The 18,613-nt window shown below is 32.7% G+C and carries 18 protein-coding genes; 12 read left to right on the top strand and 6 right to left on the bottom strand.

The features are described 5' to 3' along the window. The first annotated feature begins 8 nt into the window (after nt 1-8). From J5E45_RS04830 to add, 5 genes are all read left to right on the top strand, one after another. Complete coding sequence (locus J5E45_RS04830) at nt 9-920, top strand: sulfite exporter TauE/SafE family protein (protein WP_208181695.1); 912 nt, start codon at nt 9-11, stop codon at nt 918-920. Between the two features lie 16 nt (nt 921-936). Continuing rightward, nucleotides 937-2,115 (top strand): sulfate adenylyltransferase, encoded by a 1,179-nt coding sequence (gene sat, locus J5E45_RS04825; RefSeq protein ID WP_208181694.1) that lies wholly within the window; start codon nt 937-939, stop codon nt 2,113-2,115. 18 nt (nt 2,116-2,133) lie between these two features. Beyond that, nucleotides 2,134-2,733 (top strand): adenylyl-sulfate kinase, encoded by a 600-nt coding sequence (gene cysC, locus J5E45_RS04820; protein ID WP_039067149.1) that lies wholly within the window; start codon nt 2,134-2,136, stop codon nt 2,731-2,733. 127 nt (nt 2,734-2,860) lie between these two features. Beyond that, nucleotides 2,861-3,061: a hypothetical protein gene (locus J5E45_RS04815; protein WP_069792632.1), complete on the top strand. Its 201-nt coding sequence runs from the start codon at nt 2,861-2,863 to the stop codon at nt 3,059-3,061. Nucleotides 3,062-3,387: 326 nt separating this feature from the next. Continuing rightward, on the top strand, nt 3,388-4,368 hold the full coding sequence (add, locus tag J5E45_RS04810) for an adenosine deaminase (RefSeq protein WP_119585269.1): 981 nt from the start codon (nt 3,388-3,390) through the stop codon (nt 4,366-4,368). Between the two features lie 145 nt (nt 4,369-4,513). On the opposite strand, the gene J5E45_RS04805 is transcribed toward add, so the two are convergent. Continuing rightward, nucleotides 4,514-5,122, bottom strand: coding sequence for a class I SAM-dependent methyltransferase (locus J5E45_RS04805; RefSeq protein ID WP_069792630.1), 609 nt, complete (start codon nt 5,120-5,122; stop codon nt 4,514-4,516). A 322-nt stretch (nt 5,123-5,444) separates the two neighbouring features. Here J5E45_RS04805 and J5E45_RS04800 point away from each other — a divergent pair, with 322 nt between their 5' ends. After that, nucleotides 5,445-6,614, top strand: a complete 1,170-nt coding sequence (locus tag J5E45_RS04800) for an FtsW/RodA/SpoVE family cell cycle protein (protein ID WP_208181692.1) — start codon at nt 5,445-5,447, stop codon at nt 6,612-6,614. 22 nt (nt 6,615-6,636) lie between these two features. After that, nucleotides 6,637-7,218 carry a phosphatase PAP2 family protein gene (locus J5E45_RS04795; RefSeq protein WP_039067142.1) on the top strand — a complete coding sequence of 194 codons (582 nt, stop codon included), beginning with the start codon at nt 6,637-6,639 and terminating at the stop codon, nt 7,216-7,218. Between the two features lie 146 nt (nt 7,219-7,364). On the opposite strand, the gene J5E45_RS04790 is transcribed toward J5E45_RS04795, so the two are convergent. Continuing rightward, nucleotides 7,365-8,150: a VLRF1 family aeRF1-type release factor gene (locus J5E45_RS04790; protein ID WP_039067140.1), complete on the bottom strand. Its 786-nt coding sequence runs from the start codon at nt 8,148-8,150 to the stop codon at nt 7,365-7,367. A 191-nt stretch (nt 8,151-8,341) separates the two neighbouring features. Here J5E45_RS04790 and glcP point away from each other — a divergent pair, with 191 nt between their 5' ends. The 3 genes from glcP to J5E45_RS04775 all read left to right on the top strand — a co-directional run bounded on the left by glcP (nt 8,342) and on the right by J5E45_RS04775 (nt 12,299). Continuing rightward, nucleotides 8,342-9,700: a glucose transporter GlcP gene (glcP, locus tag J5E45_RS04785; protein ID WP_208181691.1), complete on the top strand. Its 1,359-nt coding sequence runs from the start codon at nt 8,342-8,344 to the stop codon at nt 9,698-9,700. 110 nt (nt 9,701-9,810) lie between these two features. Then, nucleotides 9,811-10,707, top strand: a complete 897-nt coding sequence (locus J5E45_RS04780) for an ABC transporter ATP-binding protein (protein WP_039067138.1) — start codon at nt 9,811-9,813, stop codon at nt 10,705-10,707. Between the two features lie 2 nt (nt 10,708-10,709). Continuing rightward, the gene (locus J5E45_RS04775; RefSeq protein ID WP_039067136.1) at nt 10,710-12,299 is read left to right on the top strand and encodes an ABC transporter permease; all 1,590 of its coding nucleotides are present in this window, start codon (nt 10,710-10,712) and stop codon (nt 12,297-12,299) included. A gap of 254 nt (nt 12,300-12,553) precedes the next feature. Here the strand turns inward: J5E45_RS04775 and J5E45_RS04770 are convergent, their stop codons facing one another. From J5E45_RS04770 to J5E45_RS04760, 3 genes are all read right to left on the bottom strand, one after another. Beyond that, nucleotides 12,554-12,913, bottom strand: a complete 360-nt coding sequence (locus tag J5E45_RS04770) for a DUF1304 domain-containing protein (protein ID WP_039067133.1) — start codon at nt 12,911-12,913, stop codon at nt 12,554-12,556. Nucleotides 12,914-13,163: 250 nt separating this feature from the next. Further along, nucleotides 13,164-13,589, bottom strand: a complete 426-nt coding sequence (locus tag J5E45_RS04765) for a MaoC family dehydratase (protein WP_039067131.1) — start codon at nt 13,587-13,589, stop codon at nt 13,164-13,166. A 115-nt stretch (nt 13,590-13,704) separates the two neighbouring features. Beyond that, on the bottom strand, nt 13,705-14,082 hold the full coding sequence (locus J5E45_RS04760) for a winged helix-turn-helix transcriptional regulator (protein WP_039067130.1): 378 nt from the start codon (nt 14,080-14,082) through the stop codon (nt 13,705-13,707). A 120-nt stretch (nt 14,083-14,202) separates the two neighbouring features. On the opposite strand from J5E45_RS04760, the gene J5E45_RS04755 reads away from it, so the two are divergent. Together J5E45_RS04755 and J5E45_RS04750 are read left to right on the top strand one after the other, a co-directional pair. Further along, nucleotides 14,203-15,384 carry an MFS transporter gene (locus tag J5E45_RS04755; protein ID WP_039067129.1) on the top strand — a complete coding sequence of 394 codons (1,182 nt, stop codon included), beginning with the start codon at nt 14,203-14,205 and terminating at the stop codon, nt 15,382-15,384. A 189-nt stretch (nt 15,385-15,573) separates the two neighbouring features. After that, nucleotides 15,574-16,770 (top strand): amidohydrolase, encoded by a 1,197-nt coding sequence (locus tag J5E45_RS04750; protein ID WP_069792624.1) that lies wholly within the window; start codon nt 15,574-15,576, stop codon nt 16,768-16,770. Between the two features lie 166 nt (nt 16,771-16,936). On the opposite strand, the gene J5E45_RS04745 is transcribed toward J5E45_RS04750, so the two are convergent. Next, nucleotides 16,937-18,358: an MDR family MFS transporter gene (locus tag J5E45_RS04745; protein ID WP_080750315.1), complete on the bottom strand. Its 1,422-nt coding sequence runs from the start codon at nt 18,356-18,358 to the stop codon at nt 16,937-16,939. Nucleotides 18,359-18,613 lie beyond the last annotated feature (255 nt).

Genomic DNA, 18,613 nt, shown 5'->3' with positions numbered 1-18,613 from the left:
TACGACGCATGAATAAACTATTTATATTTGCACTTGCAGGTTTTCTTGCACAATTAATTGATGGCTCACTTGGAATGGGCTTTGGCGCCTCTTCCTCATCTATACTATTAACATTTGGCGTAGCGCCAGCTATCGTTTCTGCAACCATACATTTTTCAGAAATTGCGACAACAGCTGCTTCTGGTACATCACATTGGAAGTTTGATAATGTACACAAGCCAACGATGATTAAATTGGCACTTCCAGGTGCTGTAACGGCTTTTATAGGTGCAGCATTTTTGAGCCATATTCACAGTGAATTTATCAAACCATTTATCGCGATATTTTTATTAATGATGGGCTTTTACATTTTATATCAATTTTTATATAAACGAAATAAACATGAAATTAAAGAACCTTCAACCATTGGGAAATATTCGATGATTCCACAAGGCGCAGTTGCAGGTTTTCTAGATTCTGTTGGTGGTGGCGGCTGGGGACCGGTTAATACGCCATTGCTATTAGCCCAGAAAAAATTAGAACCAAGATATGCAATAGGTACAGTTTCAGCGAGTGAATTTTTTGTAACTGTTTCAGCTTCTATTAGTTTCATTATCTTTTTAGGATGGAGCCAAATTAACTGGGGCTTAGTAATTGCATTAAGTGTTGGTGGTTTAATAGCAGCACCATTTGCAGCTTATTTAGTTAAGATTTTACCTATGAATATTTTAGCTGTTTGTGTCAGTGGATTAATAATTTTTACAAATAGTAGTTCTTTATTAAGTGTATTTGAAGCTAGTCCCATAGTTTCAATGTCTGTAAAAATAGCGTTAATCGTTATTTGGATTGGTTTATTATTCTTCACTTTATATCAAAATAAGAAATTACCATTTATCTTCACTAAAAATAATACAAATGTCAACGCGCATGAAGTAGATTAAAAAAGGAGTTTTTCAATTGCCATTAACTAAAGAAATTAAAGAAAATACAATTCAACCACATGGTGGAACATTAATCAATAGAGAAGCAGATACAAGTTTAAAAGAGGAGTTGCTAACAGTAGTAGATTCGTTACCGGCTATTACATTAAATCCATGGAGTTTATCAGATTTAGAACTTATTGGTATCGGTGGTTTTAGTCCGTTAACAGGGTTTATGAATGAAGTAGACTATACTGAAGTAGTAGAGAACTTGCATTTGAGTAATGGTTTAGTATGGAGTATCCCAATCACTTTACCGGTGACTGAGGATAAAGCTAATGAACTTGAAATAGGTTCGCGCATCGCTTTATATGGCGAAGACAATCATTTATACGGCGTTCTTGAACTAGAAGAGAAGTATACTTATGACAAAGAGAAAGAAGCGCAATTTGTATATGGAACAACAGATGTAGAACATCCAGGTGTAGCAAAAGTTTATGAAAAAGGTAGTGTAAATTTAGCTGGACCGATTCATTTATTAGATAGACCTAAACATGATGATTTTGTAGATTACCATTTAGATCCAGCAGAAACGAGACAACTATTCTACGATTTAAATTGGAAGACAATTGTTGGTTTCCAAACACGTAATCCAGTACACCGTGCACATGAATATATTCAGAAAGCCGCATTAGAGTCGGTAGATGGACTTCTATTAAATCCTTTAGTAGGAGAAACGAAATCTGATGATATTCCAGCCGAAGTACGAATGGAAAGTTACGAAGTTATTCTCGAAAATTATTACCCAGAAAATAGAACACGCTTAGTAATCTATCCAGCAGCAATGCGCTATGCGGGACCAAGAGAAGCGATATTACATGCGACAGTCCGTAAAAATTATGGCTGTACCCACTTTATTGTTGGTCGTGATCATGCTGGCGTGGGTGATTATTATGGTACATATGAAGCACAAGAATTAATTGCACAATATGAAGCAGAGTTAGGAATACAGATTTTGAAGTTTGAGCACGCTTTCTACTGTAAATCTTGTGAAAATATGGCAACAGCGAAGACATGTCCACATGATGCTTCATCACACTTGCATCTAAGTGGTACAAAAGTCCGTGAAAAATTAAAAAAAGGTGAATCGTTACCTAAAGAATTTTCAAGACCTGAAGTAGCAGCAGTACTTATTAAAGGTTTACAAGAAAAATAATTTTAAAGGAGCTTGGTCATGACTACTTCAAAAAATATTACTTGGCATGCGTCAGAAGTAACTAAAGAAGAAAGACAACAACGTAAAAATCATAAAAGTGCAGTCATTTGGTTTACCGGATTATCAGGGTCAGGTAAATCGACAATTTCTGTAGCATTGGAAAAAGCTTTATATAATCAACAAGTTCATACTTATCGTTTAGATGGAGATAATGTGAGACATGGTCTAAATAAAAATCTCGGATTTAGTCCAGACGATCGTACGGAAAATATTCGTCGTATCGGTGAAGTGAGTAAACTTATGGTTGACGCTGGATTAGTGACCGTAACGGCGTTTATTTCACCTTATCAAGCAGATCGAGAAGTGGTCCGTGAACTATTAGCAGAAGATGAATTTATAGAGGTTTACACTTCATGTAGCCTAGATGAATGTGAATCAAGAGACCCTAAAGGATTATATAAAAAAGCACGTAATGGTGAGATTCAAGGATTTACAGGTATAAATGCACCGTATGAAGAACCACAAAATCCAGAAATTGTAATAGATACAGAGCAATATAGTGTGGAAGAGGCAGTCGCTCAAATTATCGATTATTTAAAAACACATCAATATATTTAATTTGTAAAGCGTACAAATTTCAGTCTTACAAGCTAAGCTTGGCTTAGCATTATGTGCTTAGTAGCTTAACAACGCAATAAAGATTTCAAAATAAGACTTATGTATAACTGTAAAAGGGGAAGATGGGATGGCCATATTAAATATTATTGCATATACTTTAATTATAATCTTTATTATAGTTATTGTTATAGGTGTGTTGCTTGTTAATAAGGGACAAAGTAGAAAATATTTCATGATTGAATTGAAAATCATCGTCATCTTACTTTGTATATGCTTTTTAGGTTTAGGCATTTCATTAGTTACTATAGGCTACTTAGGGGGCGTGTAGTAATGCTAACGCTTTATATGTTATACATATAAAAATTGCTTTAATTTATTTATTTTTACACAATTACAATACTGTCGACTGAGTCTGAAGGCTTGTTGGCAGTATTTTTATTTTGAATTATGCTGTTTAGTAATGTAATGACATAAATTAGAATACATGTTATATTGTGTGATTTTATTCAAAATAAATCCCCTTTTATTATATGCGTTTATAGTATTGTGTTTAACGTCGTGATATAGTGTATAGATAAAATTTTTAAAAAATCTTTTTGTTTCCGTATTAAAAATTAATGGTGACATTTGAGAGGTAAGGCAGGTAAGGCATATATGAATAAAACTATACAGGATATCCCTAAAGTTGAATTACATTGCCATCTAGATGGTTCTACTAGTGTTGAGTTGATTAGACAATTAGCGATGGAGCAAGGCATCGATTTAAACGAAGAGCATCTATTTGTGAGTAGTAATTGTGAGAGTTTAGATGAATATTTGCAATGTTTTGATGAAATATTAAAAGTTTTACAGACACATGATGCTTTAACAAGAGCAGTTGTCGATGTTGCGCAACAGGCGAAACGGGATAATGTGAAATATATTGAAATTAGGTTCGCACCACGATTTCATATGGACTTAGGGTTAACATTAACTGAAGTGTTAGAAGCAGTTGAATTAGGTGTGAAAGAAGCTATTAACACGTTGGATATCCAAGTTAACTTATTAGTTTGTGCAATGCGACAGCATGCATCCGAAGTCAATAAAGCACTTTTCGATTTTATTCAAAAATACGATAGTAAAGTCATCAGTGGTATTGATTTCGCTGGTCCTGAGGCAGCTTTCCCACCTAATGATATAGCCTCGCCTATTCAATATGCCTTAGATCAAGGCTTCAACCTCACGTTGCATGCAGGTGAATGTGGTTGTATGCAAAACGTGGTAGAGTCTATCAAATTAGGGGCAAAGCGCATTGGACATGGCGTGGCTATCAATCAAGAAGAAGAAGCCTTACAGTTTGTAAGATCACAGGATGTATTATTAGAGATGTGTCCTAAAAGTAATATTCAGACAAAAGCGATTGCAGATTTAAAAGAATTAAACATTCCTTATTTGTTAGAACAAGATATTCCATTTCTTATAAATACTGATAATAGAACGGTTACTCAAACTTCCTTGAATGAAGAGTATGAATTATTAGTGAATAATAAAATGATTACGTTTGAACAAATTGAATACATTAATCAACGCGCGATTAACTATACTTTTTTATCAGATATAGAAAAATTGTCACTAAAAGCAAAATTACATTCTTAAATATATGACAAACACTTAAACAATTATGAATTTATTTGATATTACTGATTTCAGAGTCAAGGACAACGGTCATCTACTCTCTAGATAATTAAAAACCCGTGACATTAATTTATGTCTCGGGATTTCTTTTTGTTAATATAAAATTCTATGGTTTGACGCCTGTAGCTATAAATAAGCTTGCATCTTGCTTCATAAATATTTTTTCGCCACTATAAAAAGTATTAATCTGTGGGCTTATTAGACCTAATTCATTAAAGACATTCATGATATCTGTATGTTTAAAGCCATTATACACTTTGGGATGATAAATATTTTCGTTTTTATCAAAATCAACAAGTATTATCATACCTCCGCTATTGAGATGATTAAAAAGCTTTTGTAATAATAATTGATAGTTACCACTGTGCAGTAAGACTAAAGAGAGCACAATAACATCATAATTTTTGTGATTGAGTATTGTTTCGTCTAAAAGTACGTCGCCTACCAATGTTTTAATAGAACTTTGGTTTGAAGCGGATAGCTTATGTTCAAAAATATCTACCATTTGTGGGGAAGCGTCCATGAGTGTAACTGCTTCGAAATAATCTGCAATATTTAAAGTTATAAGACCTGTTCCGCCACCATAATCTAACAGAGTTTGATAGTTTGTATCTTTAAGTTGTTGTGTTATTGCTTGGGTAATAATGTGAGCGAGGTGTATTCTTTCTGGTCCATCGTATTTTTGTGCAATTTGGTCAAAACGATCTTTGTTCAAATAAAAGCTCCTTCGTTTATAAGTAGATTTGAATATACTTTCTACTTATAAGGTTATTATAGATACTTTAAGTCTTTAATTGATTTTAGCATAGCATTTCATATTTCTCAATTTTTTTATTTAGTGTATAAAGACTTTTTAAAAGAGCATCGGTGAGATGCTTTTATGTGTAAATATATCAATTATAGATAAATATATAATAAATGAATAGAAATTAAAGATTCAAATATTAGTAATTCAAATTAGATAAGCCTAAAGTATGATTGAGGTGATGTTAAATTTGTGTTTTACTATATTCTGACAGTCATAATGAGGTGCAGACATGAAACGATTTTTAACTTACATACGTAAACACATTAAGGAATTAGATTATATTTTAATTATAAGTTTTTTGTTACTGGGCATTTTAGGCGTAATAATGGTCTACAGTGCGAGTATGGTGCCAGCTTCTAAAGGTTCTCTTACAGGTGGCGTACCCATTGAGAGTAATCATTTTATGAAAAGGCAATTTCTCTTTGTAGTAATTGGATTTTTAGTCATTATTTTTATCGGCGCTTTTATCAATATTAATGTGTTAAAAAAAAGCAACATACAAAAACTTATAATTATAGGTACTTTATGTTTACTACTCATTACAGTATTGATTGGGAAAGAAATTAACGGTTCGAGAAACTGGATTAACTTAGGATTATTCAGCTTACAATCTTCGGAATTTTTAAAGTTAGCTTCAATTTTTTATCTATCATACATAATTAACCGACGTATTTCGAGTTCTCAAGATTATTATTTAAAACACATGATTCCTCCGTTAGGTGTACTAGGTATTGGTTTACTACTTGTGTTGATGCAAGGGGACCTAGGTGGCACACTGCTTACAGTGGCTATAATTGCTTCTATACTTATCTACTCAGATATAAAAAATAAAATTAAACTTCAAATTATGATGATTACGACGGTTCCAATAGTATTTTATATTATTTATACACTAATATTTGATTCAAAAAATTTATATAGATTAAAAAGAATCAAGGTTATGTTAGATCCATTTAAATATGAAAGTGGAGATGGTTACCAATTAACTGGGGCGCTAACTTCTATAGGAAATGGTGGTTTAACTGGTAAAGGCTTAGGTAATGGTATTGCAAAATTAGGATACTTACCAGAACCACATACGGATTTTATATTTACTGTAATAGCAGAAGAATTGGGTTTAATCGGTGTATTATGCACATTAATGGTTTATGGAGTTATTTTATTTAAAGGACTAATATATGCGAATAAAACAACAAATCAATTTTATAAATTAATTTGTGTAGGTGTTGTAAGTTATTTATTTATGCAAGTATTTATCAACCTTGCGGGTGTATCAGGAATTATCCCGTTAACAGGCGTCACATTACCGTTATTAAGTTATGGTGGTTCATCGATGTTAAGTATAAGTATTGCGTTTGGTGCACTGCTTGCAGTAGCTCGCAGTAGCTCGAAATATTAAAAAAGAAAGGAAAGGCTATTAAATGAAAAATTATTTGAATATGATTTTAGTCAGCATATGTTTTATGCTCTTAGTTTTATGTATACATACAGGTTTAACGAATGGTTTAGACGCTTTTGTTTATCACTGGTTACATGAATTGATAACAGCCGATATACTAGTTCATTATTTGTCTTTCATTTCTGCGATATTTTCTCCTTTCAATTGTTTGGTTATGGTGCTATTAATATTACTTGTGTTGTTTTTCTATAATAGGGTTAAATTTTGGTGGTATGGTTTTTGGTGTTTTAGTGTATTTGCGATAGGGACATTTCTAAAGTATGTTATTCAACGCCCAAGACCGAGTATAGATATAGATGGTTATAGTTTTCCAAGTATGCATGTTTTAAGCGTTTGTTTATTAGTGAGTCTCATCTTATTATTAAAAAGCAGCAAAGTTTTATCGGTAATCAGTGTATTATTAGTTATTTCTATTATGGTTTCTAGAATATATCTACAAGCGCACTATTTTACAGATACATTAGGAAGCTTGCTTGTCCTATATATTATGCTTCAATCAATATATATCGGTAGAGAACCTAAAGCTATAAAAGCAAATAATTGAGAAATGAAGTTTTAAAGTTTAAACCTTTAAAACTTCAGCACATCATATAGTGATTAACTAAATTAAAAAAGTATTATGAACATGATGGGGGCAAATATAAAAAATCATTTTAACACTTTGATTTCTTATATTGCCCCCATTTTTTATTATTCTTCATTAACTTTATTTATAATTTCAGTAGCATTTAAATTTAAGATATTACTAGTAACCACTTTATCAATATCTCTGTTAAATAAAGTGCGTAGTTTTTCTATTTCTTCTTTCTCTCCTGCTAAATAAATTTGTTTCCATCCATTTCTTTTAGCATTTATTTCTACAGTAGAAGCTAAATTCTTGAGCCAACGTTCTTGGTTTGCTTTGACCCTTTCTTTAAACTCATCTCTTTTTGAGCCGCCTTGTGTAAAGTCGTCACCTTGTGGGCCTTGATGTTCACGCCAATCATCTGTATCTATATCTAAAATAAAGTCTTTTTCGTTAATGATGGTGCCTATTTCTGTTTCAATTAAACGTGCTTTGTCTTGTTGTAAAACTAATATACCGGTATAAGGATAGTTTCCTTGTAATGATTTCAATTGGTCTAATTTAGGTTGATCCCCCCAATTAAACTCAGTATCTAAGGAAATATGAGTTAATTTTTTAAATAATAATGATTCATCTGCAGTTAAAAATAGGATAAGGCCTCTTTTTAACTCAGGTTCTACATTATGAATTTCTGTTTCAACCTTTTTAATGATTTCTTTTGCTTGGTTTTTTTCCTCATGATCATCACTGTGTTTAGTTCTATAAGCTAAATCTTTTAGCGCATTTTTTAATTCAATTTTCCATTTTGTACCTTGATCAGGATGTGTATTTAAATAAATTGAAAATACTTTTTGATTTTCTGCGTTACCATCATATTTTTCTAAGTTATTAATTTCTTCTTTTAAAAGCATTACACTTCACCTCTTAAAATCATAATATATTATTTAATTTCCTAAATTATAAGTTTTAAACCTATTGATATTATATAAGCTAATAATAGCCGTTTTAAAAATAGAATTTATAAATATAATAATTAGGAAATATTTGTAACGCTTACATATTAAGAATATAATAAACATAATTTTAAAGGGGTTGATAAAAATTGAAAGCAAATAAGAGTTTGATATTTATTTTAGGGGCACTTGGCGGATTGTTATACGGTTATGATAATGGTGTGATTTCAGGCGCATTGCTCTTTATAAATGATGATATTCCATTAAATAGTTTCACAGAAGGGCTTGTAGTTTCATCCATGCTTATAGGTGCGATTATTGGTTCTGGTAGTAGCGGACCTTTATCAGATAGAATTGGAAGAAGACGTTTGGTATTAATTATTGCCATCATTTATATTATTGGGTCATTAATATTAGCGGTTGCACAAAACATGCCAACTCTTGTCTTTGGACGCCTTATTATTGGTCTAGCTGTCGGTGGTTCGATGGCAACAGTACCTGTATACTTATCAGAAATGGCTTCAACGGCTTATCGTGGTTCGCTTGGTTCATTGAATCAATTAATGATTACAATTGGTATATTAGCAGCATATCTTGTAAATTATGCTTTTGCAGATATAGAAGGATGGCGTTGGATGTTAGGTTTAGCAGTTGTTCCGTCTGTAATCTTATTAGTTGGTATAGCATTTATGCCTGAAAGTCCAAGGTGGTTATTGGAACATAGAAATGAAAAAGCAGCAAGAGATGTTATGAGCATTACATTTAATGATAATAATGAAATTAATACAGAAATTAAAGAGATGAAAGAACTATCAGCAATTTCAGAATCAACTTGGACTATTTTAAAATCTCCTTGGTTAAGACCAACATTAATAATTGGATGTATTTTTGCATTATTCCAACAAATCATAGGTATTAATGCGATTATATTTTATGCACCCACTATTTTTAGTAAAGCAGGGTTAGGTGAAGCAACATCTATTTTAGGAACGGTAGGAATTGGGACGATTAATGTACTTGTAACAATTATAGCCGTATTTATAGCTGATAAAGTTGATCGTAAGAAATTATTGATAACAGGGAATATTGGAATGGTGATTTCGTTACTTGTTATGGCGGTTTTAATATGGACGATTGGTATCGCATCATCAGCAGGTATTATTATCGTGTGCTTATCACTATTTATTGTATTCTTTGGTTTAACTTGGGGGCCAATACTTTGGGTTATGTTGCCAGAAATGTTCCCGATGCGTGCGCGTGGTGCAGCTACTGGTTTAGCAACGCTTGTATTAAATTTCGGTACATTACTTGTTGCGCAATTATTTCCAGTGTTAAATAACGCACTAAGTACAGAATGGGTATTCTTGATTTTTGCAGTTATTGGTGTATTTGCGATGTACTTTGTAATAAAATACTTGCCAGAAACGCGAGGACGGAGTTTAGAAGAAATTGAATATGATTTAAGAGAGCGGACATCTGGAAACGAAACAATAAAATACAATGGTTAGAATAAACATATACACAATTATTCGTAGTTATAAGCCATACTTTTATAAAATAATCACTTTCAAACAGATTTAATTTGATGAATAGAAAATTGATAAAAATGGGTGATACGATGGTTATTCTAAAAATTGAGAATTTAACAAAAAAATTTGGTGATTTCTATGCGTTAAATGGTGTGAATATGGAATTAAACGCAGGGGAGATTTACGGCTTTATCGGTCCAAATGGTGCAGGGAAATCTACTACGATCAAGTCTATATTAGGCTTGTTGAAACCAACACAAGGCTTAATTGAAGTGTTTGGGAAAGATGCAATGGCTGAAGCTGTTGAGGTTCACAAAGATATTGCATTTGTACCAGGAGATGTTAATCTGTGGCCAAACTTGACTGGTGGTGAAATTATAGATTTCTTTTTACATTTACATCCTAATGCTAACCATGAAAAGAAAAAGGATTTGATTAAACGTTTCGAGTTAGACATTACCAAAAAATGTAGCGCTTATTCAACGGGCAATCGTCAAAAAGTAGCCTTGATTACTGCTTTTAGTATAGATGCAAGTTTGTATATATTAGATGAGCCTACTTCAGGTCTAGATCCACTTATGGAAGACATATTCCAAGAATGTGTAAGAGCTGTTAAAAGGAACAACAAAAGTGTATTGCTTTCTAGTCATATTTTAAGTGAGGTAGAAAAATTGTGTGATCGCGTGGGTATTATTCGCAATGGTGAGGTTGTGGAGACGGGAACATTAGAAGAAATGAGGCATTTAACACGCATGCAGTTTATCGTCGAGTCACAACAAAAATTAGAAAATTTATCACAAGTGCATGGTGTTCATAACATTCAGCAAGCGTATTCAACATATCGCTTTGAAGTAGATGCAAATTGTGTATCAGATGTAATTAAATACTTAGGGAAATACGATGTTAAGAAATTGGAATCTATGCCACCAACTTTAGAAGCATTATTCAAACGTCATTATGATAACCATAGTGAAGAGGAGGAATAATTGTGGGGGCATTATTATTCCAAACGCCGAAACTTTTTTATTTTTATTTAAAGCGTAATAAATTCAAAGTTTTTCTATGGCTTACACTTTTAACTATTTTAACATTACTTATCCCACCAGCTTTTGAAAGCATGTATCCTAATGAATCGAAGATGGGACCAATAATAGAAATGTCGAAGAACCCTGCAATGGAAGTTATGCTAGGGCCAGGAGATTTCAACGATGTTAATATTGGTGTATTGTTTGCGCATGAAATGACTTTGTTTACGGGCATTATGGTAGCTATTATGAATATTCTCATTGTAGCTAGAGATACACGTGGGGATGAAGCGGATGGTAGGACAGAAATTTTAAAAGCATTACCAATAGGGAAACATGCACCATTAATTAGTCATTTATTTATGAGTATATTTAGCAATGGTCTGTTAGCTATCTTATTTGTGGTAGGACTTACATGTTTAAATACCAATTCTATAGATTTTTCAGGTGCCTTAGTTTATGGCTTTAGTATGGGTGTCTTCGGTTTAATGTTTAGTGCGTTAACGATGGTTATCGCACAACTTGTATCATCGGGTGGAGAAACGGCGGGTATGAGTATTGCCATTTTGTTATTGATGTATTTAGTTAGGGCTTTTGGTGATATAGCGAATGAACAAATATCAATGTACTCACCTATGGGGTGGTTATCTAGAGTCTATGCTTTTTCAGAAAATAACTGGTGGCCAATTATTACCATGCTCGTTGTGACTGTTTTAATGTATGTTATCGCATTAGCATTAAATCATATTAGAGATATAAATGCTAAGATGCTACCACAATTACCAAGTAGAAAGCGTGCAACGTGGTACATGAAATCGCCACTAGGCTTACAAATAAAATTACAAAAAGCGGGTTTTTGCTATTTTGCTATCGGATTATTCGTACTCGGACTTTCCTATGGGTCTATCTTTGGCGATTTAGATAGTTTTTTCAAAGACAATCCATTATTACAATCAATGCTTTCCGATAAAGGTAATAATTATGTTGAACAATTTTTGCCACAATTGATGTTAGTTATGAGCTTAATCAGTACAATACCATCATTGATGTCACTGTTTAAAATTAAAAAGAGTATTGATATGGGTTATGCGATGCTTGTATTAGCAAACACAGTATCACGAATCAATTTTTTATCTAGTTTCTTGATTTTAAGTATTATTAACGCTATAGTTATGATTTTTTTAGCTGCTCTAGGTTTATATGTAGGTCAAGTTTATGCGTTAGAAAACGCAATTGATTTTGGAACAATTATGCAATCAGCAATGGTCTTTATCCCAGCAATATTGGTTTTTGTAGGACTTGGTACTTTGGTTATTGGTTGGGGTATTAAGTTTACAAATGTAGTATATCTTTATTTAGCTTACACCTTTGTAGTAAATTACTTAGGCGTTTTATTAAATGTAAAAGCATGGATGAAAGATATTACACCGTTTAATCATATTCCAAATATACCGGTAGATGACTTTAAATTATTACCATTGGTGATATTAACTATTATTGCAATAATGATGTGTATCATAGGCATTATCGGTTTTAAGCAACGAGATTTATAGTGCTCAGTTGTAAATAATCAGTAAAAAATTAAAAGGCGAATATATGACATCAACATTAATTATTGGTGTTATATACTCGCCTTTATTTGTCTTCTAGTTTATTTGAAGCAAGTTGAATTGAGAAGTTTCAAGGATTATGATGTTAGTTTTTGTATTGTGTGAACCAATTTAACATGTCTTGCTGTTGATTTCGGATTGTATTTTTTATTATTTTTAGCTACATGTTGTAACGATATGTTCATGGATGCTAGACATTAGAATAATAATGAAATTAAGGCTAGGATTGGTAAGCCGCCTTGTTTTAATAAAATAGATTTTTGACTGGTTACGGCGCCATATACCGCAACGATAATCATGTACACTAATATACAAGCAATTAACTCTTTGGCATTGTTTGAAAAGAACAAAGCATATAGTAAGAATACGCCTAAAAGGCCATTGTAAACACCTTGGTTTTTCATAAGTGTTTTTAAATTATCTTGTTGTAGAGCTTGTTTAGTCATTTTAAATAAATTGCTCGTTTTGTCAGAAGTTGTAGCAAAAGTCTGTAAGGCCAGGATATAGAAAAACTCTGCGGCAACTAATAAAACTAAAATAATTGATATGATATTCATATAAATATCTCCTTTAGAAAATAAGTAATTTTTTCATCTTTATGATTATATAGAAATAGCAGTGAAAAATAAATATAAATTATGATTGATTTTTATATTTAAATAAAATAAATATTTTTGAGTAACGCATAGTCTTAAATAGATCATATTTAAATAAAAGATGACATTATTATTTTTAGCTTTTTTAATCTGTAGTAGCTAAGTATATAGCTAGTAAGCGATCAATGCCTCGAGCTTAATAACCCCCTCTTTACCGTCTCAGTAATGCTGTCAATTCTCCTTCAAACACTTTATTTTCGTATTGGTTAAACGTCGATAATAAAACCGTGAGTAAGCCTTGATCACGCTTTGTGGCCTGTTTCTTCAATACTTTAATTTTTGTGTAAAGTTCATCTTCAGGGTATACAGGTTTGATAAATTTAATGTGATTCATATGTGTGCCTGCGATTACGTCCTCACCATATTTACCTGCTTCAATCCATAATTTGAACGAAATGGACAAGGTGTGTATACCTGAAGCAATAATACCATTGAATCTACCTTGTGTAGCTTTTTCTTTATCCAGATGCATATATTGAGGATCGAATTCTTGGGCAAAGTTGATTATATCTTCCTCACTTATCTTATTAGGTGGTGTAGTAAATACATCGTCTATTTCAAATTCATCAAGTTTCATAAATTGTAAATACTCCTCTATTATAGTAATTCATCATTAAGGTGTTCGCCAAACGCTCAAACATTATCTGTGGCAATCTGTTTAGATCTCTTGAAATCTAACTTAAATCGTTTGATTAGGCATTTGGGATATTAATAAAGTCTTGTTGATTCAATGTGACAGGCTCACCTTGTTCATACATTTTTTCTACGTGATATTCTCCCCAATAACATAAAGAAGATAAAATATTACCAAGTGTTTGACCATATTCAGAAAGTTCATATTCTACTTTTGGTGGAACTTGATCATAAACAATACGATTGATAATCCCATCCTTCTCTAATTCACGTAATTGCTGGGTTAACATTTTTTGAGTAATAGTTGGTATCGCTCGTTTTAATGCAGAAGTGCGCATTAAGCCATTATTTTGTAAGTGACATAGAATGACAGGCTTCCATTTACCACCAATGACGTCAATTGTAGCTTCAACACCTATATTATATGTTTTAGTCATATGATTTCCTCCTTATAGGTACTAAAAAGTACCTATATTACTTTAAAGTGCGTACTTCCTCTTCTTACATGTGTGATATATAGTAACACAATCAATATAGTTAAGGAGAGAAAATGAATTATGAAGAAAAATAAATTTGCTATTTTAGCTTTAGCGATGTCAGCTTTCGCTATTGGTATGACGGAGTTTATTAGTGTTGGTTTATTACCATTAATCAAAGATGCATTTAATACAACAATTTCATTAGCTGGTTTAACTGTTTCATTATATGCGGTAGGTGTAACGATTGGTGCGCCATTACTTACTCCGTTAACTAATAAAATGAAACGCAAGCATTTACTCATCGGTATTATGTTAATCTTTATTATCGCAAATGCACTCGCTGCTTTTGCTACAACTTTAAGTATGTTGTTGGCCATGCGTGTACTGTCAGCATTAATGCATGGAGTGTTTATGTCTATAGCGACTGCGATTGCCAGTGATTTAGTAACGCCAGACAAACGTTCAAGCGCTATTGCAATGATGTTTACGGGATTGACTGTTGCAACTATTACTGGTGTGCCTCTAGGTACATGGATTGGGCAACAATTTGGTTGGGAAACTTCATTTATTACAATTGCGCTAATTGGTTTTATCAGTTTAATCGTTAATGTATTTACTGTGCCTAAAGATCTTAATGAATATGAACAAGTTTCAATATTAGAACAATTAACTGTATTTAAAAACAAAGCTTTAATGATGATTTATTTAATTACAGCATTAGGTTATGGTGGAACATTTGTTGTATATACTTATTTGACGACCATGCTTACAGATGTATTGAATTATAGTGATGACGCCGTTGTAGTTTTATTAGTTATCTATGGTGTGATGGTCGCAATAGGGAATACACTAGGCGGCAAATTAACAAATAATCAGCCCACTAAGGTGCTTATAGGTATATTTTTGGTACAAGCACTAGTCTTATTACTTGTAGGTATAACCTTAACGCATCACGTATTAGGTACATTAATCATATTGCTTATGGGTTTATTTGCTTTTATGAATGTTCCAGGACTACAACTGGTTGTGGTACTTTTTGCCGAACGTAGAAACAAAGCGACGACGAACTTCGCCTCAAGTTTAAACATTGCTTCATTTAATATTGGTATCACATTAGGATCTGTTATTGGTGGGTTTGTACTAAATCATTTTGGTATTATCATGACACCATATTTTGGCTTTGGAATGGTGATTATTGCTAGCGTTATGATATATATTGTTCATAAAAATGAAACAGCAACAGAGTTTAAAGCTTCTTAAAATTAAAACTAAGTTAATAAGATACGAAATGAAAATATGTTTGTTTTGGTAATTAATTTCACTAAATTTGATAGGAAATAACTAGAAACTTTATAAAGTGTTATTTTATATTTGAATTAATACTCTTTGGAATTTAAACTTATTAGTGAGTGATATGTTTTAAAATTCAATCGAAAGAAGTGAATGTTCATGAATGTAAAAGAAAAATTATTTGAGAAGTTAGAACAGAAGGAAGTTGAAATGATTCAGCATCGTCGTTATTTGCACCAACATCCTGAATTATCTTTTCAAGAAAATGGTACTGCAAATTACATTAAATCCTTTTATAAGGATAAAGATGTTGTAGTTACACAACCGGTTGCTGAGAGTAATGCAATTATTGTAGAAATCAAAGGGCAACACCCTGGTAATACGATAGGTTTGCGTGCAGATTTTGATGCTTTACCTATACATGAAGAAGCGGACGTCCCTTTTAAATCAACGAACGAAGGTGTAATGCATGCTTGTGGTCATGATGCGCATACTGCTTATTTACTAGGTTTAGCAGACGCACTAATTGATATCAAAGATGAACTACCAGGCACAATTAAAATTATTCATCAACATGCGGAAGAAATGCCTCCAGGCGGCGCACAGCAAATTATGACATCAGGTGCGTTAAGTGATTTAGACGAGGTATACGGTATTCATGTTGTGCCAGTCGCTGGCCCAGAAGTAATTGGTTATAATACAGGCAATGCTTTTGCTGGAAGCTCAACGTTCACATTAACAATTAAAGGTTTAGGTGGACATGCTGCAAGCCCACATAAGACACACGATGCGTTAGTAGCGGGAACAAATTTTGTAAATACGCTTCAAACAATTGTATCTAGACGTATTGATCCTTCAGAGATGGGGGTTATTACCGTTGGTTCTTTTGATGCACCAGGTGGCGCTAATGTCATTCAAGATAAAGTGACAATTAAAGGTACTGCGCGTTATCTTAATGATGATTTAGAACAATTTATGTATGAAGAAATTGAGAAGGTCGCGAAAAGTGTCGCAGTAGGGTTCGATATTACGTATGACTTAGATTATCAGTTTGGTTATCCAGTCTTATACAACCATCCTGCTCAAACACAAGCGGTAACAGATATTTTATCAACAAGCCAGGGAGATTATTTTAAACATTTAGTTGAAATTCCTGCAGTTTCAGGTTCAGAAGATTTTGCTTATTATTTAAAAGAAATACCAGGCACATTTTTCATTGTAGGTTGTAAGCCAGAACATATGGAAGACCCTTATATGAATCATCATCCTAAATTTGAAGTTAATGAAAATGCACTTTTAGTATCTGCAAAATCATTAGGTGAAATTGCGATTAATAGATTATCTGCTAAAGCTTAATAAAGTTAATATGTCCAGCGCATGCTAATTAGCTATGTTGATTATGTATTGTGTTGCAATTTATTATTTTGCAAAATAAAACACTTTCAAAAAGTTCAATGTGCAATGAACTTTTCGAAAGTGTTATTTTTTATCATTTTATATTCATGTTTTAAATTATCAGATCTTATAAGGTTCTACGAGCTGGTCTACTATCGTCAGAAAGTTTAGCTGATAAAATCAACGCAATTACTGAAATACCAGTTGCAACCATGAATGTTACGTTTACACCATGGATGATACCCTCAACGCCATCGCTTGGGTTGGCTGATACAGACATTAATGTGATAAATAATGCTGTACCAATAGCGCCTGCCATTTGTCTGAAAGTATTGTTCATTGCAGTACCATGTGCAATGAGATGATTTGGTAATTGGTTAATGGCTAACGTTGTCATAGGCATCATAACCATTGCGATAGAAATCATACGTAAGGCATTAGATATTGCTAGGTAAGTAAAACTAGTATGCGCTGTTAGCACAGTAAACGGTATGGAAGATACTACTAATATGAGTAACCCGATACGCGCTAACCAAGTTCCACCGAATTTATCGAATAAATAGCCTGTAAGTGGGTTCATAAGACCCATAACTACTGCTCCTGGCAGTAATACAAGACCAGATTCTAACGCAGAGAACTGTAACATATTCTGCATATATAGTGGCAAGATAATATTTGTAGCAATTAACACGCCGAACACAAACATACTTAATACTGTACCTAATGTATATACATTGTAACTAAACACTCTAAATTCAAGCATAGGTTCTTTTAGTTTCAATTGACGACGGATGAATACAATCAATGAAACAATACCCACGATTAGTGGTGCTATGAATTGTACACTGCTCCATCCTGCTTCACCTACAGAACTGAAACTATATAATAGTCCACCAAATCCTAATGTAGATAAGATTACTGACGGTGTATCTAATTTTGGATTTGAAGTTTCTGTTACATTTTTCAATAAGAAAATTGAAGCAATAATAATAATAACTGCGATAGGGAATACAACATAGAAGACACTTCTCCATGATAGATGTTCTACTAACACACCTGATAAAGTCGGACCAATAGCAGGTGCGAATGCAATAACGAGGCCAAAGAGGCCCATTGCGGTACCACGTTTTTCTTTAGGGAAAGTTAAAAATAGAATTGTTTGCATCAATGGCATCATAATACCGGCACCTGCTGCTTGTAAGACACGCCCGATAAGTAGCATTGAAAAGTCTATACCTACTGCACAAAGTAATGTACCAGCGGCAAAGATGCTCATCGCAGTTAAAAATAATTGCCTCGATGTATATCTTTCGATTAAAAATGCTGTTACTGGAATCATTATTCCATTTATAAGCATAAATATAGACTGTAACCATTGTACAGTACTTTCAGTTACTTGGAGATCTTTCATAATTGGCGGTAATGCCGTACCAAGTAACGTTTGGTTCAAAATAGTAATAAAAGCTCCAGACAATAGCACAATAAATAAGGGGATTCTTTTTTCAACATGGAAAGTATCATTTGAACTCAATCGTATCACTTCTTTCATTAAAAATTACACAGTTTTATATTATATCACTAAGCACAAGTTAAAGCTAAATGTTGAACTGTGAAAAATAAATTTCATCAATAAAGCCTATGAATATAGAAAAATAAAGTAAAATTTTTGGAAGTGAACATAAATATAATGCGCTGAAATAAACATCATTTTCGAGGTTACGACATATATTTATGTTCTAACCTCGATTTCGATAACATTTTACAAGTGTATGCTAGAAATACTACATGAGATGTATCCTAAATG

Origin of the sequence: Staphylococcus shinii (assembly GCF_017583065.1) — a bacterium.
Lineage (GTDB): Bacteria > Bacillota > Bacilli > Staphylococcales > Staphylococcaceae > Staphylococcus > Staphylococcus shinii.
The sequence above is the reverse complement of the archived record's forward strand: the minus strand, read 5'-3'. Positions and strand labels throughout refer to the sequence as shown.

Excerpts from the sequence above, each read along its gene's own strand:
- J5E45_RS04830 (WP_208181695.1), top strand. The coding sequence starts at position 9 with ATGAATAAACTATTTATATTTGCACTTGCAGGTTTTCTTGCACAATTA.
- cysC (WP_039067149.1), top strand. The coding sequence starts at position 2,134 with ATGACTACTTCAAAAAATATTACTTGGCATGCGTCAGAAGTAACTAAA.
- J5E45_RS04815 (WP_069792632.1), top strand. The coding sequence starts at position 2,861 with ATGGCCATATTAAATATTATTGCATATACTTTAATTATAATCTTTATT.
- add (WP_119585269.1), top strand. The coding sequence starts at position 3,388 with ATGAATAAAACTATACAGGATATCCCTAAAGTTGAATTACATTGCCAT.
- J5E45_RS04800 (WP_208181692.1), top strand. The coding sequence starts at position 5,445 with ATGAAACGATTTTTAACTTACATACGTAAACACATTAAGGAATTAGAT.
- J5E45_RS04795 (WP_039067142.1), top strand. The coding sequence starts at position 6,637 with ATGAAAAATTATTTGAATATGATTTTAGTCAGCATATGTTTTATGCTC.
- J5E45_RS04790 (WP_039067140.1), bottom strand. The coding sequence starts at position 8,150 with ATGCTTTTAAAAGAAGAAATTAATAACTTAGAAAAATATGATGGTAAC.
- J5E45_RS04780 (WP_039067138.1), top strand. The coding sequence starts at position 9,811 with ATGGTTATTCTAAAAATTGAGAATTTAACAAAAAAATTTGGTGATTTC.
- J5E45_RS04770 (WP_039067133.1), bottom strand. The coding sequence starts at position 12,913 with ATGAATATCATATCAATTATTTTAGTTTTATTAGTTGCCGCAGAGTTT.
- J5E45_RS04765 (WP_039067131.1), bottom strand. The coding sequence starts at position 13,589 with ATGAAACTTGATGAATTTGAAATAGACGATGTATTTACTACACCACCT.
- J5E45_RS04760 (WP_039067130.1), bottom strand. The coding sequence starts at position 14,082 with ATGACTAAAACATATAATATAGGTGTTGAAGCTACAATTGACGTCATT.
- J5E45_RS04755 (WP_039067129.1), top strand. The coding sequence starts at position 14,203 with ATGAAGAAAAATAAATTTGCTATTTTAGCTTTAGCGATGTCAGCTTTC.
- J5E45_RS04750 (WP_069792624.1), top strand. The coding sequence starts at position 15,574 with ATGAATGTAAAAGAAAAATTATTTGAGAAGTTAGAACAGAAGGAAGTT.
- J5E45_RS04745 (WP_080750315.1), bottom strand. The coding sequence starts at position 18,358 with ATGAAAGAAGTGATACGATTGAGTTCAAATGATACTTTCCATGTTGAA.